26 protein-coding genes are annotated in these 24,742 nt (G+C 36.9%); 20 read left to right on the top strand and 6 right to left on the bottom strand.

The genetic code is table 11. The features are described 5' to 3' along the window. Positions 1 to 30: 30 nt before the first annotated feature. Positions 31 to 417, top strand: a complete 387-nt coding sequence (locus tag BC6307_RS19065) for a hypothetical protein (protein ID WP_235858177.1) — start codon at positions 31 to 33, stop codon at positions 415 to 417. A gap of 697 nt (positions 418 to 1,114) precedes the next feature. On the opposite strand, the gene BC6307_RS19060 is transcribed toward BC6307_RS19065, so the two are convergent. Further along, positions 1,115 to 1,852, bottom strand: a complete 738-nt coding sequence (locus tag BC6307_RS19060) for an SDR family NAD(P)-dependent oxidoreductase (protein WP_066417866.1) — start codon at positions 1,850 to 1,852, stop codon at positions 1,115 to 1,117. Between the two features lie 187 nt (positions 1,853 to 2,039). Between BC6307_RS19060 and BC6307_RS19055 the strand changes: the two genes are divergently transcribed. Both BC6307_RS19055 and BC6307_RS19050 read left to right on the top strand, forming a co-directional pair. Continuing rightward, positions 2,040 to 2,642, top strand: a complete 603-nt coding sequence (locus BC6307_RS19055; protein ID WP_066417863.1) for a TetR/AcrR family transcriptional regulator — start codon at positions 2,040 to 2,042, stop codon at positions 2,640 to 2,642. Positions 2,643 to 2,739: 97 nt separating this feature from the next. Next, positions 2,740 to 3,489, top strand: a complete 750-nt coding sequence (locus BC6307_RS19050) for a GTP cyclohydrolase II (protein WP_066417861.1) — start codon at positions 2,740 to 2,742, stop codon at positions 3,487 to 3,489. A gap of 49 nt (positions 3,490 to 3,538) precedes the next feature. Here BC6307_RS19050 and BC6307_RS19045 read toward each other — a convergent pair whose 3' ends face one another. Beyond that, entirely contained in the window at positions 3,539 to 3,904 is a 366-nt protein-coding gene (locus BC6307_RS19045) for a PilZ domain-containing protein (protein ID WP_066417859.1), read from the bottom strand. Positions 3,905 to 4,264: 360 nt separating this feature from the next. Next, the gene (locus BC6307_RS19040) at positions 4,265 to 5,155 is read right to left on the bottom strand and encodes a diacylglycerol/lipid kinase family protein (protein WP_066417857.1); all 891 of its coding nucleotides are present in this window, start codon (positions 5,153 to 5,155) and stop codon (positions 4,265 to 4,267) included. A 229-nt stretch (positions 5,156 to 5,384) separates the two neighbouring features. Here BC6307_RS19040 and BC6307_RS19035 point away from each other — a divergent pair, with 229 nt between their 5' ends. From BC6307_RS19035 to BC6307_RS18960, 16 genes are all read left to right on the top strand, one after another. After that, complete coding sequence (locus tag BC6307_RS19035; RefSeq protein ID WP_066417855.1) at positions 5,385 to 6,629, top strand: zinc-dependent alcohol dehydrogenase; 1,245 nt, start codon at positions 5,385 to 5,387, stop codon at positions 6,627 to 6,629. 74 nt (positions 6,630 to 6,703) lie between these two features. Then, complete coding sequence (locus tag BC6307_RS19030; protein ID WP_066417852.1) at positions 6,704 to 7,795, top strand: class II aldolase/adducin family protein; 1,092 nt, start codon at positions 6,704 to 6,706, stop codon at positions 7,793 to 7,795. Positions 7,796 to 7,826: 31 nt separating this feature from the next. After that, on the top strand, positions 7,827 to 8,654 hold the full coding sequence (gene lgt / locus BC6307_RS19025; RefSeq protein ID WP_066417851.1) for a prolipoprotein diacylglyceryl transferase: 828 nt from the start codon (positions 7,827 to 7,829) through the stop codon (positions 8,652 to 8,654). A 126-nt stretch (positions 8,655 to 8,780) separates the two neighbouring features. Continuing rightward, positions 8,781 to 9,950 carry an MGDG synthase family glycosyltransferase gene (locus tag BC6307_RS19020; RefSeq protein WP_084380512.1) on the top strand — a complete coding sequence of 390 codons (1,170 nt, stop codon included), beginning with the start codon at positions 8,781 to 8,783 and terminating at the stop codon, positions 9,948 to 9,950. 210 nt (positions 9,951 to 10,160) lie between these two features. Next, positions 10,161 to 10,952 (top strand): polysaccharide deacetylase family protein, encoded by a 792-nt coding sequence (locus tag BC6307_RS19015; protein WP_157729288.1) that lies wholly within the window; start codon positions 10,161 to 10,163, stop codon positions 10,950 to 10,952. A gap of 137 nt (positions 10,953 to 11,089) precedes the next feature. Continuing rightward, complete coding sequence (locus BC6307_RS19010; protein WP_066417849.1) at positions 11,090 to 11,350, top strand: metal-sensitive transcriptional regulator; 261 nt, start codon at positions 11,090 to 11,092, stop codon at positions 11,348 to 11,350. Between the two features lie 123 nt (positions 11,351 to 11,473). Beyond that, positions 11,474 to 11,701, top strand: coding sequence for a sulfurtransferase TusA family protein (locus BC6307_RS19005; RefSeq protein ID WP_066417848.1), 228 nt, complete (start codon positions 11,474 to 11,476; stop codon positions 11,699 to 11,701). Positions 11,702 to 11,717: 16 nt separating this feature from the next. Next, entirely contained in the window at positions 11,718 to 12,197 is a 480-nt protein-coding gene (locus BC6307_RS19000) for a DsrE/DsrF/DrsH-like family protein (protein ID WP_066417845.1), read from the top strand. Positions 12,198 to 12,240: 43 nt separating this feature from the next. Then, the gene (locus BC6307_RS18995; protein WP_425319502.1) at positions 12,241 to 12,576 is read left to right on the top strand and encodes a rhodanese-like domain-containing protein; all 336 of its coding nucleotides are present in this window, start codon (positions 12,241 to 12,243) and stop codon (positions 12,574 to 12,576) included. 18 nt (positions 12,577 to 12,594) lie between these two features. Further along, a complete protein-coding gene (locus tag BC6307_RS18990; protein WP_066417841.1) occupies positions 12,595 to 13,146 on the top strand; it encodes a sulfurtransferase TusA family protein in 552 nt (183 codons plus the stop codon). A 130-nt stretch (positions 13,147 to 13,276) separates the two neighbouring features. After that, positions 13,277 to 13,771 (top strand): RNA polymerase sigma factor, encoded by a 495-nt coding sequence (locus BC6307_RS18985; protein WP_066417838.1) that lies wholly within the window; start codon positions 13,277 to 13,279, stop codon positions 13,769 to 13,771. Beyond that, positions 13,761 to 14,333 carry a hypothetical protein gene (locus tag BC6307_RS18980; RefSeq protein WP_066417835.1) on the top strand — a complete coding sequence of 191 codons (573 nt, stop codon included), beginning with the start codon at positions 13,761 to 13,763 and terminating at the stop codon, positions 14,331 to 14,333. Before BC6307_RS18985 ends, BC6307_RS18980 begins: the two co-directional genes overlap by 11 nt. Before the next feature lie 7 nt (positions 14,334 to 14,340). Next, the gene (locus BC6307_RS18975; protein ID WP_066417832.1) at positions 14,341 to 15,051 is read left to right on the top strand and encodes a YfjL-like protein; all 711 of its coding nucleotides are present in this window, start codon (positions 14,341 to 14,343) and stop codon (positions 15,049 to 15,051) included. A 114-nt stretch (positions 15,052 to 15,165) separates the two neighbouring features. Next, complete coding sequence (locus BC6307_RS18970; RefSeq protein ID WP_425319477.1) at positions 15,166 to 16,449, top strand: DEAD/DEAH box helicase; 1,284 nt, start codon at positions 15,166 to 15,168, stop codon at positions 16,447 to 16,449. Positions 16,450 to 16,849: 400 nt separating this feature from the next. Then, positions 16,850 to 17,326, top strand: coding sequence for a site-2 protease family protein (locus tag BC6307_RS18965; protein WP_066417825.1), 477 nt, complete (start codon positions 16,850 to 16,852; stop codon positions 17,324 to 17,326). Next, positions 17,323 to 18,078: a (S)-benzoin forming benzil reductase gene (locus tag BC6307_RS18960; protein WP_066417822.1), complete on the top strand. Its 756-nt coding sequence runs from the start codon at positions 17,323 to 17,325 to the stop codon at positions 18,076 to 18,078. The genes BC6307_RS18965 and BC6307_RS18960 overlap by 4 nt, the downstream gene beginning before the upstream one ends. Positions 18,079 to 18,326: 248 nt before the next feature. Here BC6307_RS18960 and BC6307_RS18955 read toward each other — a convergent pair whose 3' ends face one another. After that, positions 18,327 to 18,524 (bottom strand): hypothetical protein, encoded by a 198-nt coding sequence (locus BC6307_RS18955; protein ID WP_066421872.1) that lies wholly within the window; start codon positions 18,522 to 18,524, stop codon positions 18,327 to 18,329. A gap of 248 nt (positions 18,525 to 18,772) precedes the next feature. Between BC6307_RS18955 and BC6307_RS18950 the strand changes: the two genes are divergently transcribed. Continuing rightward, entirely contained in the window at positions 18,773 to 22,153 is a 3,381-nt protein-coding gene (locus tag BC6307_RS18950) for a 5'-nucleotidase C-terminal domain-containing protein (RefSeq protein ID WP_066421875.1), read from the top strand. A gap of 41 nt (positions 22,154 to 22,194) precedes the next feature. Here BC6307_RS18950 and BC6307_RS18945 read toward each other — a convergent pair whose 3' ends face one another. Further along, positions 22,195 to 23,139 (bottom strand): glycerophosphodiester phosphodiesterase family protein, encoded by a 945-nt coding sequence (locus BC6307_RS18945; protein WP_084380775.1) that lies wholly within the window; start codon positions 23,137 to 23,139, stop codon positions 22,195 to 22,197. Positions 23,140 to 23,779: 640 nt separating this feature from the next. Then, positions 23,780 to 24,739, bottom strand: coding sequence for an ABC transporter substrate-binding protein (locus tag BC6307_RS18940; RefSeq protein ID WP_066420622.1), 960 nt, complete (start codon positions 24,737 to 24,739; stop codon positions 23,780 to 23,782). Positions 24,740 to 24,742: the final 3 nt, after the last annotated feature.

Below are 24,742 nucleotides of genomic sequence, written 5' to 3'. Positions count from 1 at the left end.
ATAGTGGAACAAGAGAGGTAAGGTGAGGATTTGCGAAAATTATACATGGATCTAAAAAATATAAAGCCAAGTCAATTATATATTAATCAAGCAAAACTAGAAGATTTAAGAGAAAACTATAATCCTTTAGAGGATACTAATAATCATCCTCTACCAATCAAACAATTTGGAAAAGATGTATTCTTTACTGATGGACATACAAGGGCATTACTATACTTCAAAGCTGGAATGAAGGAAATTCCTGTATATTGGGATGAAGATGTTCTTGATATGAATTTATATAGTGTGTGTTTGGAATGGTGTAGGGAAAAAAAGATAAATTATATTGGTGATTTGGAAACCCGAGTTTTACCCAAGGAAAGATATAACGAGTTATGGATTAAAAGGTGTGAAGATCTAGCAAGAAGAATAACCTAAAAGCAATTATAATTAATCTTAAACAATCTGGGAGCATTTCTCTAATTAAGTATTAACTGAAGATCTTCAACAATAGGGCGCATTTGTTGAATAAGTAAGGTGAGAAAACAATAGTTCTATTTGCTGCGAAGTACAAAGATACTACTTAATAGAAAATGTTTTTCCAAACTTGTGTGATGCAAAAGGTCAAATCCTACCCTAATTCCTCGGTATAAATAAGGAGGATTAGATTTTTTAACTTCAAAAACTCTGAGGTTATCCTATTGGTCATCACATTGACAGCATGTGGTGTTTACTGACAATCGGTGTAAAAGTATGGAATTGTTATACATTCTTGTGGCTGTAAATCAATGATAGTAAGACGGAGAATTTTCAATGTGTAAGCTGAACAAAGTTGATATTCTTGGTCAAAAGCAGAATAAACGATAAGTTTTCCAAAAATAAAAAAATAAACGATAAGCTTTCCAAAAGCCATATAATTAATACAAAGAAATGTAGTGATATTTTAATCACTACATTTTTTTGAACAAAACACTCCATTAATTGCATATGAAACCCTTTAGTATCAAAGGCTGGAAGCATTATGCTTTATTATTAGGAAGACTTATGATTTACGTCACAGTCTTTTTACTTGTTTAATAAACGTACCAAATAAAGATAAAACCCACCACCAAAAAAGGTGATGGGCAAATATTATTTATTGAGCAGTATATCCACCGTCAACAATTAAACTATTACCAGTCATGAATGTAGAATCGTCACTAGCTAGGAATAGGACAGCTTTCGCCATTTCTTCTGCTTGTCCAAGACGCTTCATCGGAGTCATACTACGTAATACTTCTTTACTTTCTTCTGGAATAATTGGTGTATCAATGAATCCAGGGCAAAGTGCATTTACACGAATGTTTTGTTCTGCATATTCAAGTCCGAGGGAGCGAGTTAAGTTAACAACTCCGCCTTTCGCTGCGTTATAAGCTGCTGAACCTGGTGATCCAACCCAACCGTACATAGATGCCGTGTTAACGATTACACCGCCACCAGCTTTTAGAAATTCACGAATAGCTTCACGTGCTACTAAGAAAACGCCATCTAAGTCAACGTTTACAGTATTTCTCCACTCAGAGTACTCTAATTCGTGTGAAGGTTGAACTCGACCGATACCTGCATTATTGAACACAACATCGACTTTACCGAATGCTTCAATTGTTTGTTTATAAATATTTGCTACGTCTTCTTCACTTGTAATGTTTGCTTTTACAAATAGTGCTTCCGCGTTTAGCGCTTTCAATTCTGCTTCAAAAGCTTTTCCTTTTTCCTCATTAAGGTCAACTAGTACAACTTTTGCTCCTTCTTGAACGAATAAACGAGCTGTTTCTGCCCCTATTCCTGAAGCTCCACCTGTAATGACTGCTACTTTATCTTGTAATTTTCCCATTATATAATCCCCCTTAATAAATAATATTGATATAATATTGTTGAGTACAATGACCCATAAGTTTTGTCACCATTTGGTCACAATTATATTTTACTATTTTGTGAACGATTAACAATCATCAAAGAAATTGTAAATGTCTAACTGTTAGACATTTTCGATAAAACTGTCTTTTTAGGGAGGTTTTTTAATGCACGATGGAGTGGAAGTTTTATCAAATCGACAAAACCGGACAAAAGAACATTTAAAACTCGCCCTCATGGAGCTAATAAAAGAAAAGGGATATCATGCTATTTCAGTAAAAGATATTGTAAATCAGGCAGCTTATAATCGCAGCACATTTTATGTTCATTATCATGACAAAATTGATTTAGCTGAAAGCTTGCTAGAGTGCATGATGACAGGGTTATGGGATTCTGTTGGACAACCACATACACCAGGGCAGAAAGTATATACAACGAAGATCAATAAACAGTCGTTTAACATAGTATCTTATATTTATAAGCATCGAAATTTCTTTGAATTGATAAAATATGATGATACGTTACCGGGATTACATACAACTCTTCCTCAAACAATTTTAAAGATTTATCAAGAAAAGTTCATCTTCGAAACGATTAATAACATTCCGGTTAATATGGACTATTTTAAACGATACACAGCTTATGGCTTTTACGGGCTTATCCAAAATTGGATTACAAGTGATTTTCACGAGTCCCAAGAAGAATTTATCCAAGAAGTTATGGAGCTAACAAAAACTCATATTTATTCATTCAAATATACAGGAGTATAAAGGGACGGGGTTAGTCACCGTCCTTTTTGTCATCTTGCTTTATAGATAATTTCTCCTTACAAAACAAATACTAACTAAAAAAGGGGATGCCACTGCCATGACTCAAACGAAATTTGACTCAAAAACAATATCAATTTTAGAAGATAAAATTCAGTTAATTAAAACAGAAAAGGGTGCTATTTACTTAGTTGGTCCAATTCAACTTCCCGTTAATTTATACGATGAGACGGTAGTTTTTCAATGGTATTGCTGGTTAAACTGTGATGAAGTAACGGAGAATTTTGAAAGTATCATTCATAAGTTATCTTCTATTAATTTGGCAGAATTTCAACAGTCAAGTGTATTAGCGTATGGTGATTTTGCCTATAGTGAAGATGCGATTATTCGTATGCATTCGATCTGCCATACTGGCGACATTTTCGGTAGTAAAAGATGTGATTGTGGATATCAATTAAAGCAATCAATGAAAAAGGTTGTCGAACATGGAAATGGGGCAATTTTTTACTTAGCTAATCACGAAGGAAGAGGCATTGGGTTATTTAGTAAGGCAATGGCATACATTCTTCAAGAAAACGGCTACGATACTGTAGAAGCGAATCAAGCGCTCGGCTTTGTTGATGACTCACGAAACTATAACGATGCCATACATGTTTTAAAAGCATTACGTAGCAAGCCGGTTACGCTTATAACGAATAACCCCAAAAAATTAGAGGCGCTAAAAAAATCAGGGTTGCCTGTTTCGGGAAGAGAACCGTTATGGGGAGACGTTTCTGAGTATAATGAAAAGTACTTAGAAACAAAAATAAACCGCTCTGGTCATATGAGAGAGGAATGTTGTAACGACTAGGAGGGGTGTCCCAAAAGTTAGCAGAGAATACCTTTTGGGACCATTCTTTTTACTTCCTTTTGCGAACTTCTCGTTGTAATTCTTTTAACGCATCAATAATGCTGTCTTCCATCTCTTCATCTAACAGCAAAATTCCATACTGAAATAACTTTCCAAACTGTTTTTGCCAAACAGCTTTTCCTCTTACCTTTATTTCCTTTTCTCCTATCGTTACAGTAAATAAAAGCTCTATATCATGTTTCTTCGGTAACACAAGGTCGCTCTCAATTTTCATACCACCTGGGCTAATATCAAGTAACTGAGCATGTCCAGATGATGAACGTACTTCTGTCCCGTTAATTTTTTGAATGATAAATGACAGTGGCAATGGAACTCCAAACTCGTAGCGAAATGCTTCGTTTCGTTTGAATTTCATCCTGTTCACCCCTAAGTGAAATATACTACTTACTTTTATTATTCTAGATAAAGGGTAAGTAACCTATATATAAATATGGATATATCGTGAATAAACAATAGTGTTTTTACATTTGCTTTACATAAAATAAACAAAACTTGTAAAAATTAATTTTACATTAATGTTGAATATTTAAAGGAGGAACATCATGATTAAGCTAGTGAGCAGTTTTTTGGAAAACTTCAAGAAAATGTTTGTTGCATTAGTAGAGTTTAATTATGAAGAAGAAATAAAAGAAATGGAAAGAAAATAAAAAACGTAGAAAAAGACCAACTTCCCCGAGTTGGTCTTTATTAGTGCTAGAGTCGCCTTCGCTTTTGTTCACGACATCACATGTAAAGCGCTATGCTCAATTCTAATTTTTGTAGGTGTTTGTCCAATTATTTCACCATCACCGTGAATGAGGAGCGGGTCGGAACAAATAATCTCTAGTTCTTTTCCTTTTAAAATAGTGATGGAAGGAGAATGTGTATGATTTCCTTTAAAAACAGTCGGTAACAATCGTAAAAATTGCAACTTCGTCATGTTTTGCGCAATACAAATTTCAAACAGTCCATCGTTGCTTACTGCTTTCGGACAAATAACGAGGCCGCCACCGTAAAAAGGTAAATTTGCAACAGCAACTAACCACACGCCAGGGAGATGGTGCAATTCATTATCAATTTTCAACGTTATATCTTGTGGCTTATAACGAAGTAATACATTTAATGCACTAATAATATAAGAGATTTTCCCTAGTCGGACGGAACTAAATAGTTTCTTATGTTTCGATCGATTCGTCGTATCCGCTACTTTTCCATCAAAACCAATTCCAGCAACCGTTCCAAAATAGGTAGAGTTGACGTTTCCGATATCGATGATTTTCGGTTCGCCATTTAATAGTCGATTTAATGCTAGATTGTAATCTAATGGAATGCCAAGACCGCGTGAAAAATCATTACCAGATCCAGCAGGAATAATTCCTAACGGTGTTGTAGTGCCAATAATGCCGTTAATTACTTCATGGACAGTCCCATCTCCGCCGATAGCGACAATAGCTGATACATTATCCTTCTTGGTAATCTCTTTTACTAACTCCGTTGCATGCTTCTGTCTCTCTGTAAAAAAAACAGAATATGGAATACATTCTTTATTTAATCTCTTTTCTATTTGATTCCATATTCGATACGCTCTTCCGCTTCCAGATACTTTATTAACGATAAAGTAATACATTCGCATCCACCTAATATGTAATTTTTAGGAAAATTATAACCTAATAAGAACGAATCTATACAAAAAGTAGTTGTTTACCAATTTATAGTAAAATAATGAATATTTGTAAAGGAATTGGTAAAAATATCATTAATTTCATTAGAATAACTTGCGGTTAATCGGACAAGCGAAATATTATGATATTTGCTTCGTCTTTCTAACTAGCGCTCAAAAAGAGTGGGTGATAAATGTGAAGGCAGTCCAATTTGATTTCAACATACCTCAATACGTATTTAGTAAAGTGACAGGAAGGCTTATTCCATCGATTTATTGGAATTCACGGTTATCTTGTTTACGATACCATGATCAGTCTGAACCTGAGCTTCCGAATAGTAATTGGGTGAAAATAAAAGTGAAATATGGTGGCATTTGTGGGAGTGATTTAAATCTACTATTTTTAAATGATAGTCCTGCAACATCTCCATTTGTCTCATTTCCCTTTACGATTGGTCATGAAATCGTAGGAGAAATCGAAACTGTTGGCGAGAACGTGACGGGTTTTCAACCTGGCGATAGAGTGGCAATTGATCCGATATTATCTTGCTCCGTAAGAGGGATTGAACCAGCCTGTTCCGCTTGTCAAAAAGGAAATTATAGCCTCTGTCAATATAAAACAGAAGGAGACCTCTCACCAGGGCTTTTAATAGGAACTTGTCGGGATACTGGAGGTGGATGGGGCTCTCATATCGTTGCGCATAAGAGCCAAATTTTCAAGCTCCCAGAAGAAGTGAATGATCTGAATGGCGTTATGATCGAGCCGTTTAGCTGTGCATTACATAGTGTGTTGCGAAATCCTCCGAGTGAAGGCGATACGGTTCTAGTTATTGGTGGTGGTGTCATTGGTATTAGTGTAATTGCTGCTATTCGTGCTTTAGAGCTGCCGTGTAAAGTTGTGGCCCTTGTAAAACACGAATTTCAAGCACAATTAGCTTCGGATTACGGAGCAGATGACATTATTATGTTGCGAAGGCAAAGTTATATTGAGGAACTTGCTAGCTCCATTGGAGGGAAAGTGTTAAAACCTGTGTTTGGACCAGAAGTAATAGAAGGTGGTGCAGACATGATTTATGAATGTGTCGGCAGAAAGCAAAGTATTAACGATTCGTTACGTTTTGCTAGAAACGGTGGAAAAGTTATTTTGCTAGGCTTAGCTGGCATAATGGATGGAATTGATTGGACAACCGTCTGGCTGAACGAATTAGATGTTAGCGGCAGCTTTGCTTATAGTACAGAAGAGTATAAAGGAAATAGAGTGAGAACGTTTGAAATTGCAATTGATTTAATACGAAATGGAAAAGTAGACTTGGCACCAATGGTTACGCATCGATTTCCGCTTGAAAAATATCGAGATGCGATTGACACCGCGTCTAATAAGAAAAATCGCTCAGCCTTTAAAGTAGTATTTGAACCGAACGTTGATTCACTCACCTCTTAAAAGGGATTTGTATATAGAACTTGTCTGTTACCAGCGATATTTCAATTAACAACAAGATAATAGGAGGAATAGAAATGAAGCAGTTTACAGTAACAGGAGCCGAGCAAAGTGCTTTTCTCACATGGTTTACTTCAGAACTAAAGGAAGTGTTTAGCTCCAAAGGATACCGATATACAGAAGACCCTAATGACGATTTACAGCTTGTATTCAATGTTGTAAATGAAGAGCGACCTCGACCTTTTCGACGCAAGGCGCAAGCAACTTTTGTTGTGTCGATTATGGAAAGCAGTCAGGACAGAGATAATCATTTCGAAGCAGCATACCCTAATCTAGTTCGCTCCTTATCGAACCATTTCGTTTACATTGTGCATACGAACGAAGGAACAATCGTTTCATTCGTTACACCAGAACAAGGCTTTTACCAAATACGTTACGACGGCGAGAATGCAACTGATTTCTTCGAGCAAATCTACGAAAGATTAGAGCCGGTCGCTTCTGCCCAATTAATTATTGATAATGATTTTCTAGCAGACTTAGATGAGCGGCTATGGAATGGAAATGAAAAGACAAAGAAGATGTATTTGTCAGGGAAGAAATTAGATGAGATGAATTTACTTCCGGCTCCGTTTCCACTACATAAATATTTAACAGATCGCGATATGAGACAGTTAAGAAAATTGTACGGAATTGGGGGCTTAAGTTACGGGAATTTAAGTAGTCGCAACGATGATAAAGGATTTTGGATGAGCGCCAGTGGTGTGAATAAAGCGAACATGAAAGTAATCGGACAAGATATTTTATATATAAAAGGCTATAACGATGAGAAGCGATCGATGGAAGTAAGCATCCCACCAACCGTAAGCCCACGAAGAGCTTCTGTTGATGCGATTGAACATTGGATGATTTATAAAGAACATCCACAAGTAGGGGCAATCGTTCATATTCATGCTTGGATGGATGATGTGAAAGCAACAGAAATTAATTACCCGTGCGGAACGATTCAACTTGCTGAAACGGTTGCAGACTTAGTAAGAAAAGCGGAAGATCCTTCAAGAGCGGTAATTGGCTTGAAAAATCATGGCTTAACGATTACTGGTCGGAGTTTAGACGACATTTTCGAGCGTATTGAAGGACATGTTATACCACAAGTGCCAATGGGCTTTTAGTACATTACGAACAAACTAAAAGGAGATAAGTATGGACCCAGTAATTGAACCGTTAAATCGAGTAGCTATTAGCATTGGCCCCATTCAGTTATATTGGTACGGTGTTCTCATTATGACAGGGGCTATTATCGGTCTATGGATAGCTGTTCGTGAAAGTGAACGAAGAAACTTACCGAAAGATACGTTTGTCGATTTAGTAGTATGGGGGCTACCAATATCTGTTCTTGTCGCACGATTATACTATGTAACTTTCCAATGGGATTATTACTCTGCTCATCCGAAAGAAATACTAGCAGTGTGGGAAGGTGGACTAGCGATGCACGGTGTATTAATCGGCGCTGTGCTGACAATTATAGTGTTTGCAAAAGTACGCAACCTATCGTTTTGGAAGCTTACTGATATTTTGGCCCCAAGTTTAATACTAGCTCAAGCAATTGGTCGTTGGGGCAATTTTATGAATCAAGAAGCTCACGGAGGACCGGTTACGAGAGGATTTTTAGAAAGCTTACACTTACCGGAGTTTATCATTAATCAAATGTATATTAATGGAACCTATTATCATCCAACATTTTTGTATGAATCAGTTTGGAACTTTATCGGGTTTCTATTATTAATGTCATTGCGGAAAGTAAATTTAAGGCGTGGAGAGTTATTTTTAACGTATCTCATTTATTATTCCGTTGGTCGCTTCTTTATTGAAGGAATGAGAACGGACAGCCTTATGCTTGGCGAATATATACGAATGGCACAAGTAATGTCGATTGTATTAATACTATTAGCGCTAGCGGTCATTTGGTTTCGTCGCAAAAAAGGATACGCAAACATGCGATATTTAGATAACGGTGTAAAGGTTGATTAAATTTCTAATCAACCTTTTACGATTTTACCCACTGCAGTTGTCACTTCTTAAAATAGTGCTTCAAAAGGATTGTTTACTTTTTTGTAGTAAATACTAAGACATAATTACTTAGTAAGGGAGTTTCTCATGAGTAAAAAGGTATTAATTCTTTCGGAAGCAGTTGGAAATGGTCATACGAAAGCGGCCGAAGCATTGCAACAAGGAATTGCTCATTTAAATCCATCTGTCGAAACGCAAATTATCGAAGTGGGACAAACGTTAAATCCTTTTTCGTCTAAATTATTTGTTAACTTTTATATAAATTTGATTATCCTTTTTCCTAATCTTTGGAGAAAAATATACCGTCATAAACAAGAAAAACCACTCTCTCAGTGGAAAAAGGTTGTCATCTACTTGCTTTTTCATCGGCGGATTGAACAGTTAATCATAAGAGAAAAGCCAGACATGATTATTTGCACCCACCCTTTTACGAGCGCCACTCTTTCATCTTTGAAAAATAAGGGATATCCATTTACACTTTGTACACTCATTACAGATTTCCACGTGCATGGAGCTTGGGTACATAAATATATTGATTATTATCTCGTTTCAAGTGAAGACGTTGTCGAGCAACTTTTAGAAATGGACATTCCCCGTAGTCAATTAGTCGTAACGGGAATTCCTACCAATTCAAGTTTTTGGGATAAGAAGGACAAAGAAGAAGTGAGAGAGAAGCTCCAATTAAAACATATTCCTTCCGTTATGGTAATGGGAGGCGGTCTTGGTCTCGGTGGGATGAAAGAATTATCAGAGCAGTTAACGAAATGGAAGGACAACATTCAAATTATTATTTGTACAGGGAGAAACGAAAAATTAAGAAAAGTTTTACTGAGCCAGGAGCAGTACGAGCACCCTAATATTCGTATACTAGGTTTTCGTAACGATATAGACGAATGGATGGAAGCAGCGGATTTACTTATTACAAAAGCTGGCGGTGTCACTTGCTTTGAAGCGTTATCTAAAGGACTTCCTATGTACATTTACAAACCTATTCCCGGTCATGAAGAAAGTAACTGCGAGATTTTAGTGAAAAACTGTTTAGCAGAAAAATTAGATGAAAGTTACACAATTGACGAACTAATAGAAAAGCTGTTGTATGCTCCGGCTGAATTAGAAATGTTACAGACGAAATTGAAGGCTTATCAAGGGACAATTGAGCCTTTAGCAAGTGCGGAGTTAGTAATCGACCTTCTTTATCGTAAAAAAATCTCAACGTACAAAAAGCCAATTAGTTATACGTTATCGAATGAATACTAATTTAACATGGTGGAAAATAAAGTATACTAAACAGTGAGGGGTCTCGATCCCTCACTAATTGTTTTGTCTTATAATAATCGGGTGAGAAATGGGAAGGGGAAAACTCTCAAGAAAAGAATGTTCCTATTTTTAATAAGTATACTATTATTAACTGCATGTAAAGTAACGGTTGAAGAACAACTGCCTGTAGAGGGAAAGGAGGAGGCAATAGTGGATGAAAAAGAAAAGACTACCCCTTCAGATGAAAAAGAAGTCACTGCACCTCCGAAGGAAAACGAAGAAGAGTATAGGTTGAAAATTAAAGGGGAATCTCCTAAACTGTCCAAAAAAGCTTGGGATAGTATGCAACAATGGCGCGAGGATATGTATCATTTTACCGCGGAGCATGAAACGGTATATTTAAATGGCCCAAATAAAAAAATGGTCGCTCTTACGTTTGATGACGGTCCCGATGATGTTGTAACACCACAAATCGTCGATATTTTAAACGACTTTGGGGTAAAAGGGAGTTTCTTTTTCATCGGATCCGAAATAGAAAAAAATCGTGAAATTGTCCAAAAAACAGATGCTTCCGGACATTTAGTTTTAAATCATAGCTACCATCATAACGAAATGACAAAACTAACGGAAGAGGAGATGGCGAAAGAAATAGAAACAACAGACAAAGCTATTGAAGCAATAATAGGGAAAAAGCCGAGCATATTACGTACACCATATGGCGACACTGATGAAAGAGTTGTTAAAGTAGCTTCAGAAGCTGGTCATACAATCGTTCTATGGTCTATTGATACGTTAGACTGGTCCCATAATGATGCAAATAAGACAGTAAAAAATGTGGTGGAAAACGTAAGAAATGGTGACATCATTCTAATGCATTCCGCTTCTATTCATGGTGAAAATAGTAAAGCATTACCGATTTTAATCGAAGAGCTTAAAGTTAGTGGGTTTGAACTAGTTGACTTAGCCACCCTTTTAAATATCGATGCTTACAAACTGGAATAAATTAACTTGTGTGTTATATTGACTTTATACCTAATGGGGTATATTATAAGTGCATAACGTTTTGAATAAATGAGCCTATACACTGCATATTTTCATAGATTGTTTTATAATGGAACAAAGAAAGGTCGGTGAGTTAAATGGAATACAATGATAAAATTAAAAACCGCTTAAAACGAGCGGAAGGTCAAATTCGTGGTGTTCTTCACATGATGGAACAAGGGAAAGATTGCCGCGATGTTATTTCTCAATTAACTGCAGCACAAACAGCCATTGATCGTGCAATCGGAGTGATCGTAAGTACAAACTTAGAACACTGTGTTCGTGAACAAGTATTAAAAGGGGAAGATACGAGCGATACAGTGAAAGAAGCAGTTGAATTGTTAATTAGAAGTAGGTAGTTGACAATAGGTGAGTAGGTTGTTATTATACCCTTGTAGGTATATTAGAAATACCTCTCTCTTTTTTTTAGAAAATAATATACCCTTACAGGTATAAGTATAAAACATTAGGAGGAACTGTAAATGAACAATAATAAAGTGTTAGATGTGAAAGGGTTAAACTGCCCAATGCCATTAGTAAAAACAAAAAAGGCTTTAAACGAGCTTCAATCAGGTGAAGTATTAGAAGTAATCGCAACTGATAAAGGAGCAAAGGCAGATTTAACTGCTTGGGCAAAGTCGACAGGAAATGAAATGGTAGATATGAAAGAAGAAAACAACGTATTTACGTTTTATATAAAAAAAGGATAATAGGGGGACGATAGCGATGACAGAAAGAAAAAAGACAACGATTATTTTGTTTAGTGGTGACTATGATAAAGCTTTAGCGGCTTACATTATTGCAAACGGTGCAGCTGCATATGACCATGAAGTAACCATTTTCCACACGTTTTGGGGATTAAATGTATTGCGGAAAGAAGAGCTAGTTCCTGTTTCCAAAAACTTCATTGAAAAAATGTTTGCAAAAATGATGCCTCGTGGCGCGAATCGTCTAGCATTATCGAAAATGAATATGGCTGGAATTGGACCGCAAATGATTAAAGGAATTATGAAAAAGCATAACGTTCAGTCTCTACCAAGCTTGATCGAAATGGCGAGAGAACAAGATGTAAAAATTGTAGCATGTCAAATGAGCGTAGATTTATTAGGTTTAAAGGAAGAAGAAATGTTAGAAGGAATTGAATATGCCGGTGTAGGTGCATATTTAGCAGACGCATCGGAAGGAAACGTAAACTTATTTATTTAAAGAAAGGTTGGGTCTCTCAGTGGAAATTATTCAATATATTTTAATGGCCTTAGTTATCTTATTTTTAGTACGAAAATTTATACCAACGAAAGGTGTGCGTCAAATAACAACAGCACAGTTGAAAACGGAATTAAAGAGTAAGGATAAACAGTTTGTTGATGTACGTACACCGATGGAGTTTAAAGGTAATCATATTAAACAATTTAAAAATATTCCATTAAACGCATTAAAAGCAGAGGCGAAAAACCTTTCAAAAGAAAAAGAAGTAATAGTTATTTGCCAAAGTGGTATGAGAAGTAATGCAGCAGTGAAACAGTTGAAAAAGCTTGGTTTTTCGAACGTAACAAACGTAAAGGGCGGAATGAATGCTTGGTCATAAAAGTTAGGGGGAATTGAGATGAAAGTAAATGAAACGATTGATGCGAAAGGGTTAGCTTGTCCGATGCCAATTGTACGTACAAAAAAAGCAGTGGATGCGTTACATGCTGGAGAAGTGTTAGAAGTGTTAGCTACGGATAAAGGTTCTACAGCCGATATAAAAGCATGGTCCGAAAAAATTGGTCATCACTATTTAGGTACAATTGAAGAGGACAGTGTTTTAAAACATTATATTCGCAAGGCAACAACAGCGGAAGAAAAAGCAGAAGCGAGTTACCCTCATACGGTGACGAACGAAGAGTTGGAAGCAAAACTAGGTGAAGAAATTGTAGTAGTGGACGTTCGTGAACCAGCAGAATATGCATTTGGACATATCCCAGGAGCGATATCTGTCCCACTAGGTGAACTTGATCAGTTAGTTTCCAATCTAAATAAAGAAGCGACCACATACGTTGTTTGCCGAACAGGAACACGTAGTGACCTTGCTGCACAAAAATTAACAGAAAAAGGATTTCAACAAGTTTTCAACGTAATCCCAGGTATGTCTAAATGGGAAGGACCGAAGCAATAACGGTCCTTTTTTTTATTGTTCAAAAAAATGTTTTCAAAAAATGAAAAAACAATGTAACGAATACAATGTTCATGGTACTAATTATATGAATCGAAAATAATGAAACCCCAATGATCAAGGGAGGGGCGAGATGGATATTAATTCTCTATATAAAGAGATGCAGCCCAAAATCTATGCTTTCTTCTATATTAAAACTTCCAATAAAGAAGCAGCGGAAGATTTAACGCAAGAAGTATTCTTTGAAGCAATAAAAGGAGGAGTGAAATTTTCAGGTGAATCTTCCATTCAAACGTGGCTTTTCGCTATTGCAAAAAATCGGCTAAAAAAGTATTACCGTTCTAACAAATACAAATGGAACCTTTTAAAGAAGATTCCACGAGGTCAACCTTTGCAAGCTTCCCCTGAACAAGATTTATTAGCGAAAGAATCGAAGTTTCAATTACTTGAAAAAATAGAAAAGCTAGATGAGGAACCAAAAGAAGTAGTGATCCTACGAATGTATGGAGAACTATCGTTCAAAGAAATTGGCAGTTTACTAGGAATAAGTGAAAACGTCGCAAGAGTAACATTTCATCGTGCAAAACTAAAACTGCAAAAAGAATTGGAGGGTTATTATGTCGAATAACATACCTGTTCGTTCTATTATAGAAGATTTATTGCCTCTTTATAATGAGGATTTGTTAAGTGAAGAAACGAAAGAATGGATGGATGAGGAGATTCATAACAATAAAGAATATGAAGAATTAGTGGAGTATTCTAAAGTTCCGATAGAGATAGAAGAGGTAGTTTCGGATGTAGACGAAGAAAAACTCTTTCAAAAAATTAATCGGAAGCTAGCGTACTTTCAAATCATTTTTGTCGGTTTATCATTTTTATTAGCATTAGGTACATCGATCTTAAATGAAAGCTTCGGCTTCATTTTATCGTATACCGTTTTAGGAGTAGTTACATTCCTTTTTTATAGGGATCTAAAAATAGCTTTTATTATCTCCTTTTTCCCTATATTTCTTTGGTCACTAGGAGAAAATCTTTTTGATTACATGAAAGGAAACTTAGGTGACGATGTTAAGTTTCTCTCTCATTTCTTTCTATCATTAGTGGGCAGTGCGTTTCTCTCTATTATTCATTATGTATTTGCTCTAGTTGGGAATATCATCGGTTGGCTTATTTTGAAAGTGAAGGAGTGAATGGGAAATGAACAGGAAAAAAGTAATGTACTGGATACTACTCGTTTTACTAGTAAGCATCATTTTATTTTTATATAACGCCTTTAATGGAAATCCCATTAGTAAGCACATCTCGAAAAGGGTGTTAGAAAATCACTTATTAACAACTTATCCAGATAACGAGTTTCGAGTGAAAGATGGAATGTATGACTTCAAATTTAATGAGTACATCTTTCCAGTAGTACAAATAGGAAGTGGCGAACAATACGATTTCCAAGTTCGCGGCTTTTTACAGCCAGAGGTTACAGGAGATGGGATACGATTTGCTAGTTTAGATATCCCTTTGATGGAGCGACTAAATAAAGAAGCAGCAGAAGAAATATACTTTTTATTAAAAAATGAAATAGATTCTATACGAGCGGTAGACGTCCAATTAGAAGTTTTACAAGGGAGTAAAGAGGTAAAATGGCATAAAGATTTCCCGCTAGAAAAACCGATTTACATTCATATCGTTATCGATGCAACAAACTTATCAAAAGAAGAAGTGTTAAACGATACGGAAGAAATACAGAAAATATTAGCTCGTGAACAATACAATTATGACTCCGTTACTGTAAATGGAAACATTATCGATGACCCAAAGATAATAAAAGACTTAGAGAACGGATATGTGAAATATAGCGTTTCATTTGAACAGCAAACGAAATTAAAACTAAAAGATGTTAAAGAATTGGAGTAAAATATTCGGGGGTGTCCAAAATGTCTTAGTGACTGGCATCCCCTTTTGAATTTGTCCATGTAGAGATATGCTTGTGCTAGTCAAGTATCCTTTAATGGGTATAATAGGATAGAGGTGAATTCATTGGACAATTTTACAACGTTAGGAATATCAGATTCATTAATAGAAAAAATCACAGCACAAAATATTGATAAACCAACACCGATACAAGAAAAAACAATTCCTGTTTTATTAGAAGATCAAGACGTAATTGCACAAGCAAAGACAGGAACAGGAAAAACGTTAGCATTTATTTTACCGATGCTTCAAAAAATAGATGTGGAAAAAGATCACGTACAAGGTTTAATCGTAACGCCTACAAGAGAGCTAGCCATTCAAATTACAGCAGAATTAGAAAAATTAGTTCCTAAACAGGAAAGTGATATACATGTATTACCGGTTTACGGTGGACAAGATGTGGATAAACAAATTAAACAATTAAATCGTCATGTCCATATTGTCGTGGCAACTCCAGGTCGATTACTAGATCATGTACGAAGAGAAACGATTGACTTATCGAAAGTATCAATGCTTGTCTTAGATGAAGCAGACCAAATGTTACATATCGGCTTCCTTCCAGAAGTAGAAGCAATTATAGAAGAAACACCATCCACAAGACAAACGGCGTTATTTTCTGCAACTATTTCAAAAGAAGTACGTAAACTAGCGAAGCGATATTTAAAAAATGCGAATCATATACAGGTGCAAAATAAAGAAAAAACGGTGGAGCAAATACAACAGCTAGTCGTAGAGACGACAGACCGCCAAAAGCAACAAGCATTACATAAAACGATTAAAGAATACCAGCCGTTTTTAGCTATCGTCTTTTGCCGTACGAAACGTAGAGTCAGTAAGTTGCAATATGAGTTGAAATCAAAAGGATATAATACGGAAGAATTACACGGTGACCTTTCGCAAGCAAAGCGAGAAAGAGTGATGAAACTATTCCGAGAAGCAAAAATTCATTTATTAATTGCTACCGATGTGGCAGCGAGAGGGCTCGATGTAGAAGGAGTTACTCACGTATTTAACTACGATATTCCGGAAGATGTAGAAAGCTATATTCATCGAATTGGTCGAACTGGTCGAGCTGGGGAAGACGGAATGGCCATCACTTTCGTTGCCCCAAAGGACCGTCAACAATGGGACGAAATCGAAAAAGGGTTACAACGCACAATCGAGCGTAAAGTAGTAGAAGTAGCCGACAAAAGCCCAGAAGCCAACCAACAAAAGAAAAAAGCACCAACCGAATCAAAAAAAGACAGACGCGAACAAAACATCGCCAATAACAAAGAACGAAAACAAAGAACAACCTTCACAAGCCGAAACGAAAAAAGAAAACCATCACGGAAACGGTAAGCTAATGACCATTTTGTACACTGAGGACTGAAAAAATGGACTTGAATATCGAAATGGCCATAAGGTTTCCAACTGAGGATTAGAACCGAGAGTGTAACGTAGCGGAAGGTGTGAGACTCCTGCGGGAGTAGAGGGAAGGCTGAGACCCCACAGGGCAAAGCCCGAGGAGGCTCAGCTCCCTCCCCGCGGAAAGCGAACACCTGAAGCGAAGTGAAACGGACTAGCTTAATACGAATTACATAATCAATGTTGTATAGAATGTTTTCCTCAAACCATTCTATTTCACAGTGTCGAAGCACAGAAAAACAAAAAACTAAGCACACCAAAAGTCCAACATGTACTATAATAAAAACAGAATGTTGTGAGAGTTGCAGCAAATAAAATTAAAGGTAGTCTGTACATGCTGGATCTTTTCTTATTTATTTTTATTTTATTACCATTCATTCACCTTTTACACGAACTCGGTCACATAATCTTTGCAAGATTATTTCGTGTCCAACATACGAAAATTGTCTTAGGAGCCGGTCCCAAATGGTTTCAATTTACGATCCTCGGAACAAAAATACAGTGGAACACCTACTATATGGTTGGTGGCTATTCAACAAACGAGCAAAATGGAAGCCTTTCGCCATGGAAACAAGCACTTATTTCACTAGGCGGTCCACTTTTTAATGTGCTAGCAGTCATATGCTCGATCCCATTCATCACCGCTTCCAACGTAAACATGATGACAGCCTTTATCTTTTTTAACGGATGGATAGGAATTACAAATTTAATCCCTTTTAAAATCGGCCATAAGTGCTCAGACGGTTGGATTATCGTGAGTTGTATAAAAGAAGAATTCCAAAATTGGTGGAAAAGGAGGAAGCAACAATGAAATATTTTATCGTAACCGGTGCTTCACGTGGTCTCGGTGCAGCAACAGTGAAAAAAGTAGCACAAAAAGGAAATCGTATCGTTTGTATAGCTCGTACCCAAAATGAAGAAATAGTGAAAGAGGCGCAAAAGAACGGGGCAATCGTTTCGTTTGTAGAAGCAGACTTAACAGACCATTCCAATGTAGAAACATTGTTAGAAGGAGTGTTAGCTGAACTAACGCCTGACAAAGTAGAAGAAATTTACCTCATTCAAAATGCCGGAATGGTAGATCCGATTAAAACAGCTGGTAACGCACCAAGCGATGTGGTGACAAATGCTGTTCATTTAAACTTATTAACGCCGATGTTAATGACAAACAAATTTATTGAACTCACTTCTACACTTTCATGTAAAAAGGTAATCGTTCACGTAAGCTCAGGTGCAGGTACTCGTCCTATTTATGGTTGGAATACATACTGTACAACGAAAGCAGGCTTAAATATGTATACAAATGCAGTCGGACTTGAGCAACAATTGACATCGAACCCGGTAACGGTTATTGCTTTTTCACCAGGGATAATGGATACAGAAATGCAAGCAGTTATTCGTAGTTCCAATGAAGAAGACTTTGCAGATATTAATACGTTTAAAGAGTACCATGAAAAAGGAGCATTACGTTCACCGGAATTTGTCGCCGAGAAGATGGTAGAATTAATTTACAACCAAAAACTTGAAAATGGTAGAGTGTATGATATTAAAGAATTAATATAGAACGTAAAAATAGAGGATAGGACATAACTATTTCTATCAAAGTAAAAAACGAACTATCGCAGGATTAGCGGAGGAAATATACGTAGACTCCAGCGGGAGGAAAAGGCATAGGTGAGACCCCGCAGTGCGCAGCACGAGGAGGCTCACCAGCCGCCCGCGGAAAGCGAAGTATATTTCCGGAGCGAGTTTTCACCGAATATCTTTTGTTCGTTTTTTATCATGACCATTTTAGTGTTGTCCTAGCCTCTTTATTTTGCCCTTACATAATAGGAAAAGCCATCCCCAACTGCACCGTTTATATCTGTTACATTTCCATCTTGATCCTTTATTACTGCTTTTTCCCCCATCACTTCTTTATAAAGCTGTTCGTCTACTTTTAATAGGGCATGTTTTAGAGTTGCACCTTTGAACAGTTCAACGGGCTGATCATTCACAGTTATTTTCACATAACTCCCTCTTTCAAAAAAAAGTATAGTTTAAAAGTTCATACTACTATTGTATCACTCTAATAATAGTAAGTTAGTATTTCTATCACTTTTAAGTCAATAGTCATTATCGTCTGAAGTTAGACAACTAGTCACTTCGATTCATCTTTCATATTTTTACAAATATTTAACGAGAATATAATGAAAAGTCAACACAATTTCAATAAAATGTGAATGTATGTCGAAATATAAAATAATGGAGGTACAAAATGAATCTTGTCTTGAAAAGAAGTAGAAAGCTGCTAACTATTACTCTCGTATTCTTAATGCTTTTCTCTTCCTTACTCAGTTCCATCGGTGTGAACTTAGCATCTGCTGAGGAAGTGAATAATGAGGAAACAGTACAATTAAAAGTACTTCATACGAATGATTTACATGCAAAGATTAATGATTTTGGTAAAATTGCCGCTTACATAAACAGTGAAAGAGAAAATGCAACTCATTCTCTTTACTTAGATGCTGGTGACATTTTTAGCGGAAATCCAGTAGTAGACTTACAATACGGGGTTCCAATCGTAGACTTATTGAATGATATGGGTCTTCAAGCAATGGCAATCGGGAATCATGATTTTGATTACGGACAAGAAGAGACGGTTAATAGAATAGCACAATCTAATTTTCATTGGTTAAGTGCCAATACAGTAGTTAATGATACACCGGTAGAAGACTTTCCTCAACCAGAACCGTTTCACATTTTTGATGTAAATGGAATTACGGTAGGAGTATTAGCAGTAACAGAAACACCTCCATCGACAGCTCCTGCTAACGTTGTAGGAATAGAATTTAATGACCCTATCGAGACAATTAAAGAATATAGATACTTAAAAGAGGAAGTAGACGTATTAATAGGATTAACACATCATGGCTACTCTGAAGATATTAGACTAGCAGAACAAGTAGACTTTTTAGATGTTATTATCGGTGGACACTCTCATACAGTATTATCTAGTCCGAGAGTAGTAAATGGGACACCAATCGTACAAACAGGTGGGAACGCAGAGAATGTTGGTAATTTAACACTTTCTATTGATCCAGAAACGAAGAGTGTTGTTGAAGTTAATGGTCATTTACAAAGAGTTTCTGAATTAACAGAGATAGACGAAGCAATCCAAGCAAAAGTAGATGCTTACAATTCGGAAATGGATGGGCTATTAGGTAGAGTAATCGGTTCTACAGAAACAGGCTTGAATAGAAGTGGTAACGGCGATACTTCATTAGGAAATTTCTGGACTGACGCGATGCGACACTTTACTAGTTCTGACATTGCTTTTACAAATGGCGGTGGAATCCGTGCGAATATCGCTGCTGGTGATATTACGGTCGAAGATATTTACACAATCGAGCCTTTCGCGAACGAAATTATGAAAATTGAAATGACAGGTGCTGCGATTAAAGATGTAATCGAATATTCGTATACTCGTCAAGACCGCAATCGAATTGATCTACAGTCTTCAGGTTTATCGTACACAATCGTAACGAATAATACTGGTAGATATATAACAGCAGAGTTACTATTAAACGGTCAGCCGATTGAAGATGATGAGACATATATTGTGGCAGTTGGCGACTATATTGGTACAGGTGGCTCAGGTTATAATTTTGTCGGAAATGTGTTAGAAGCAAAATCAGGTTTTATGACAGAAGCGATGATTAACTATGCAGAACATTTAACTGAAGAAGGACAAAAAATTAACTACACGAATAACGAACGTATTTTTATCCGCGTTTCGAATGAAGCTCCGATTGATGGAGAAGTAATTGGTAGTACAGAAAGAGGATTATCATCTGCTAACAATTCTTTAGGTGACTCTGGATTAGGTAATTTATATACAGATGCTGTAAGAGCGGCAACAGATGCAGAGCTTGGGATGTTAAACAGCTCATCCGTAATAGGAACAATTCCAGCTGGTCCAATTACAGACCGCCAAATTGAATTTCTTGATCAGTTTGGAAATGTAATCGTTGTTGCAAAAACAACGGTTGATCGACTAAAAGAAATAATACTAGAACAATCTACGTATCATAACGGAGTAGACGTTCAAGTATCAGGTTTCCATTATGAGCTAGTAAAAGAAAATGGAAAATTTGTTGATGTTATTATGACAGATGAAGAAGGTCAGCCGCTTGATACGACGAGAGAATATACAGTTGCGTATAACGATTATATGCACGGACGTGCTTTTTATAATGTAGGTAACGAAGTAATCATTGAAAATGGTGGACCAGTTTGGGAATCTGTTATTGATTATGTTAGAAATCATGACGGGCCAATCGATTATGTAGAAGGATCTCGTATTACGATTTCTGGTGAAACAACACCACCAACACCTGGACTTCCAGACGGAGTTATTACAGTTGCAGAAGCAATTGCAAATAACAGTGGAACGAAGACAGTGCAAGGGTATATTATTGGAACAACAGGCACAACTGGTTCTGTAGGTAACGGAGATTTAACTGCTCCATTTACTATTGCAACGAACATTTTACTTGCTGACAATCCAAACGAAACGGATATGAGTAAAGCTATTCCAGTACAGCTTCCGAATACTAATATTCGTACTGTACTGAATTTAGTCGACAATCCAAATAATTTAGGACAGCTAGTGAGAATTACAGGAACACTAAATCCGTATTTTTCAGTACCTGGTCTGAGAAGTGCTAACGCATATGAATTCGTTCAAGAGGAAGAAGAAGAGCTAACCATTCAAGAAGCTCGCGAACTAGCACAAGGAACAACAGTTACTGTAAAAGGGATTGCTACAACAAATGCTGGTGCTTGGGGAGCAAAGGGCTTTTACATTCAAGATGAAACAGCTGGAATTTACGTTTACCAGTTTGACATTGATGTGAAGGCTGGCGACGAAGTGACGCTTACTGGTACGTTAGGAAACTTTAATGGCGAATTACAAGTTTCCAATCCTACTAATCTACAAATTATGAGTGAAGGAAATGACATTCCAGAAGCAATCGTAATTTCACCAGCAACGATTAATGCGGACAATGAAGGCCAGTTAGTAAAAATCGAAGAAGTTACAATCTCCAATATTAAAAAAGCAGATAATTTCGGTACAACAGAATTTACTGCAACGAAAGATGGGGAGTCTATTTTAGTTCGTGTTGATAATCGTACAGGGCTTCACTATGATGATTTCGCCTTTAATGAAGGTGATATTGTTACCGTTACTGGTGTTTCCAGTCAATTTAGAGGCACACCTCAATTGAAGCCTCGTCACGCAGAGGACATTGTACTAGTTCAGCCAGTTGTTCCTGTAGAAGCTTCCGTTCATTTCGTTAATAATAACGGAGAAGAGGTAGTGGCATTACAGAGAAAAACAGATGTAGATGTGCAAGTAAATCTTGAAAATAATGTACGTGTCGAGCAAACAGTAAACGTAGCCGTTCAGTTAGTTGATAAGCATGGAAGAGTGAAACATTCGACCCAAGAAGAAGTAGTGGTGGCCGAGCAATCGCTCGTTGTATATAGCACTTCTTTACAAGTTCCAGCGAATCATGTTGGCCAACGCTATACATTAACAGTAACAGTTGAAAATGAGCAAGGAGAACAACTTACTCAATCTGTTATAAAATAATAGAAAAAGAGGGAGCAATATGCTTCCTCTTTTGTTTGCATTTAATATCCCATTTCTTCTAATACTTCTAACAATAAATCAGGTCGGTCCGTAATAATTCCACTTGCTCCTCGTTCTAGAAGCATCCTCATTTCTTGCTTATCATTAATCGTCCAATAGTGAAGCTCCACCCCTACATGGCCTGCATCCTTTATGAGTCGTTCTTTCGTTAAATCTAGGCCACTATTTTCAGTTGGGATTTGAAAAGCATCTACAGAGGAGAAAAATAAATTTCTAGCGAATAGTTTATGCAAAATGACGAAACGCTTAATTTCACTTCTACCACCTGCGACAGCTACTTCGCCGTCCGTTTCTTTTTGGAAAGCTTTAATGATGTTATGATCGAATGATGCAACTAACACCCGATCTTGTAATCCATATTTTTGAATAAGCTCCCACAATTTTGTAATAATTTCATTAATCCGCTCGGGAGGGTTATCATCTTTAATTTCTATTTCCCATCTTATATCTGGAAAAAGTCCAAACAGCTCATCTAGAGTAGGAATGTATACTCCTTGGTCTCGAAAGCTATATTCCCCAGACAAATCTTGAAAATAAAATCCAGCATCTAATTGTTGAAGCTCCTCTAACGTAAAGTCTTCCACAAAACCAAGCCCATCTGTCGTTCGGTCAACGGTAGAATCGTGTATCGCAACTAAATGGCCATCTTTCGTAATATGTATATCTGTTTCTAATACGTCCACTCCTAATTGTACTGCATTCGCAAAGGCTTCAATTGTGTTGGAAGGTGCTAAATGTTCCCCACCTTGATGAGCAATGACTAACGGTCGATCATTTGTAAAAAACGGTTTGTTATCGGTAGAGTGAATGGAAACGAAATGAAACAGAGCAAAGTAAATGATTGCTATAATAGGAATGATAAAAAATACTTTTTTCTTCTTCCTTTTTTTATAGTTGTGATGAACTCTAATTGGTGATTGTATCATCGGAACAACCCTTTCTAATAACCTTTTTAATTATTATAGAATATTCTAACATTAAAGGGAACTTTAATTAGTGGTGATTAATAATAGAACGTTGGACTCGAAAAAATCCAATCCTGTAAGCTAATATTTACGTCAAAAGTTAAACATTATTCCTAACAAAAATAGACAGATAGTTTAGTTGTTCACCTTGAAAAATAGACAGTTATTAATTATTAGTTCGTTCCTCTTCGCTACGGGAACTTGCTTTCCGCGGGGAGATGTCTAGCTCCAGCGCATTGGCCCTATCAAACTTCCCAGTCCGTCCGTACGATAAGTCAACATCAACTCAACTAACGTTTCGTTGTGTTTCCTTTATCTCCTACCGGACTGCTCCAGTTTGTACGGGCCAGATCGATGCGCTTCCGCTTTTCGTGGAGTCGAGCCTCCTCGGCTGCGCCTGTGGGGTCTCGACCTTCCCTCTTCATCCCGCAGGAGTCAAGTTCCCTCCGCTACGATCCACTCACGGTTCCAAACTGTGAAAGGAAAAAATCTTATAGAAGTTCAGAACAGAAGTCGTATTTCATAATGCAATTGTTTTCTTCCGGGACTATCTAAAAAAACAATGAAAAACCCACCAGTTACAACTGGCGGGTAGTAATGTTTATTCGTTTAAGAAAACTTCTTCGATATCGTCTAGCATTTTGTTTGCGGCTATTACGCCACCAGCAGTATTCCAAATGGCATCACTTACTTCATGTACACGGCCGTTTTTTACTACTTCTAAGTTTTGGAATAATGGGTCTTCTAACCATTCGTTTTGAACGCCCGTTGCATCACCTTCACCTGTTTCGTATGTGAAGTAAAAAAGTATGTCACCTTCCATAGCGTGGATACGTTCTTTCGTTACGTTCATTTCTGCAAAATCATCTACATCTTGCTCTGCTGGACGAGCAAACCCAAGCTGTTCTAAAATAATCCCTGAAAAAGAGTCTTTATGATAAATACGTACATCCCCAGCTAAAAAGCGGACGATTGAAACTTCTTGTTGTAACTGATCACCTAAATCTGTACTAATTTGTTCTACTCGGTCATCGAAAGAGGTTAACACATCATTGCCAACTTCTTCTCTGTTTAATGCTTTCGCGTAAAGTTGGAAGTTTTCTTTCCAGTCACCTTTAATTGTTTCTGCAAAAACAGTTGGTGCGATACTTTTTAATTGCTCGTACACTTCTTCTTGACGTAATTTGTTTCCGATAATTAAGTCTGGCTGTAAAGCAGCAATTGCTTCCAGGTTAACAGCACTTTCTGTTCCAACTACTTGAACATCTTCCATTTCTGCAGCAATATGATCATACCAAGGATCCCCCAGCCACGATTGAACAGCTCCTACTGGTTTCACTCCTAACGCAAGTAATGCTTCTGTACCTTCATTTGTTAAAATAACAACTCTTTCTGGTGTGCTAGGAATAGTAGTTGTTTCCATCGCATGTTCTACCGTATACGCTTCATCATTTGCACCCGTATCATCATTAGATGCCTCATTATTATTTGTTCCGCCACCACATGCAGCTAATACCAATGCAAATATAAACATAGAAAATAAAAGAAATGACTTTTTCATCGT

The organism is Sutcliffiella cohnii, from assembly GCF_002250055.1.
Lineage (GTDB): Bacteria > Bacillota > Bacilli > Bacillales > Bacillaceae_I > Sutcliffiella > Sutcliffiella cohnii.
Note: the sequence above shows the minus strand (reverse complement) of the source record. Positions and strands in the feature narration are given on the sequence as shown.

Excerpts from the sequence above, each read along its gene's own strand:
- BC6307_RS19010 (WP_066417849.1), top strand. The coding sequence starts at position 11,090 with ATGGAATACAATGATAAAATTAAAAACCGCTTAAAACGAGCGGAAGGT.
- BC6307_RS18990 (WP_066417841.1), top strand. The coding sequence starts at position 12,595 with ATGAAAGTAAATGAAACGATTGATGCGAAAGGGTTAGCTTGTCCGATG.
- BC6307_RS18995 (WP_425319502.1), top strand. The coding sequence starts at position 12,241 with ATGGCCTTAGTTATCTTATTTTTAGTACGAAAATTTATACCAACGAAA.
- BC6307_RS19020 (WP_084380512.1), top strand. The coding sequence starts at position 8,781 with ATGAGTAAAAAGGTATTAATTCTTTCGGAAGCAGTTGGAAATGGTCAT.
- BC6307_RS19040 (WP_066417857.1), bottom strand. The coding sequence starts at position 5,155 with ATGTATTACTTTATCGTTAATAAAGTATCTGGAAGCGGAAGAGCGTAT.
- BC6307_RS18945 (WP_084380775.1), bottom strand. The coding sequence starts at position 23,139 with ATGATACAATCACCAATTAGAGTTCATCACAACTATAAAAAAAGGAAG.
- BC6307_RS19045 (WP_066417859.1), bottom strand. The coding sequence starts at position 3,904 with ATGAAATTCAAACGAAACGAAGCATTTCGCTACGAGTTTGGAGTTCCA.
- BC6307_RS18950 (WP_066421875.1), top strand. The coding sequence starts at position 18,773 with ATGAATCTTGTCTTGAAAAGAAGTAGAAAGCTGCTAACTATTACTCTC.
- BC6307_RS19050 (WP_066417861.1), top strand. The coding sequence starts at position 2,740 with ATGACTCAAACGAAATTTGACTCAAAAACAATATCAATTTTAGAAGAT.
- BC6307_RS18985 (WP_066417838.1), top strand. The coding sequence starts at position 13,277 with ATGGATATTAATTCTCTATATAAAGAGATGCAGCCCAAAATCTATGCT.
- BC6307_RS18980 (WP_066417835.1), top strand. The coding sequence starts at position 13,761 with ATGTCGAATAACATACCTGTTCGTTCTATTATAGAAGATTTATTGCCT.
- BC6307_RS19030 (WP_066417852.1), top strand. The coding sequence starts at position 6,704 with ATGAAGCAGTTTACAGTAACAGGAGCCGAGCAAAGTGCTTTTCTCACA.
- BC6307_RS19060 (WP_066417866.1), bottom strand. The coding sequence starts at position 1,852 with ATGGGAAAATTACAAGATAAAGTAGCAGTCATTACAGGTGGAGCTTCA.
- BC6307_RS19005 (WP_066417848.1), top strand. The coding sequence starts at position 11,474 with ATGAACAATAATAAAGTGTTAGATGTGAAAGGGTTAAACTGCCCAATG.
- BC6307_RS19055 (WP_066417863.1), top strand. The coding sequence starts at position 2,040 with ATGCACGATGGAGTGGAAGTTTTATCAAATCGACAAAACCGGACAAAA.
- BC6307_RS18965 (WP_066417825.1), top strand. The coding sequence starts at position 16,850 with ATGCTGGATCTTTTCTTATTTATTTTTATTTTATTACCATTCATTCAC.
- lgt (WP_066417851.1), top strand. The coding sequence starts at position 7,827 with ATGGACCCAGTAATTGAACCGTTAAATCGAGTAGCTATTAGCATTGGC.
- BC6307_RS18940 (WP_066420622.1), bottom strand. The coding sequence starts at position 24,739 with ATGAAAAAGTCATTTCTTTTATTTTCTATGTTTATATTTGCATTGGTA.
- BC6307_RS18975 (WP_066417832.1), top strand. The coding sequence starts at position 14,341 with ATGAACAGGAAAAAAGTAATGTACTGGATACTACTCGTTTTACTAGTA.
- BC6307_RS18960 (WP_066417822.1), top strand. The coding sequence starts at position 17,323 with ATGAAATATTTTATCGTAACCGGTGCTTCACGTGGTCTCGGTGCAGCA.
- BC6307_RS19000 (WP_066417845.1), top strand. The coding sequence starts at position 11,718 with ATGACAGAAAGAAAAAAGACAACGATTATTTTGTTTAGTGGTGACTAT.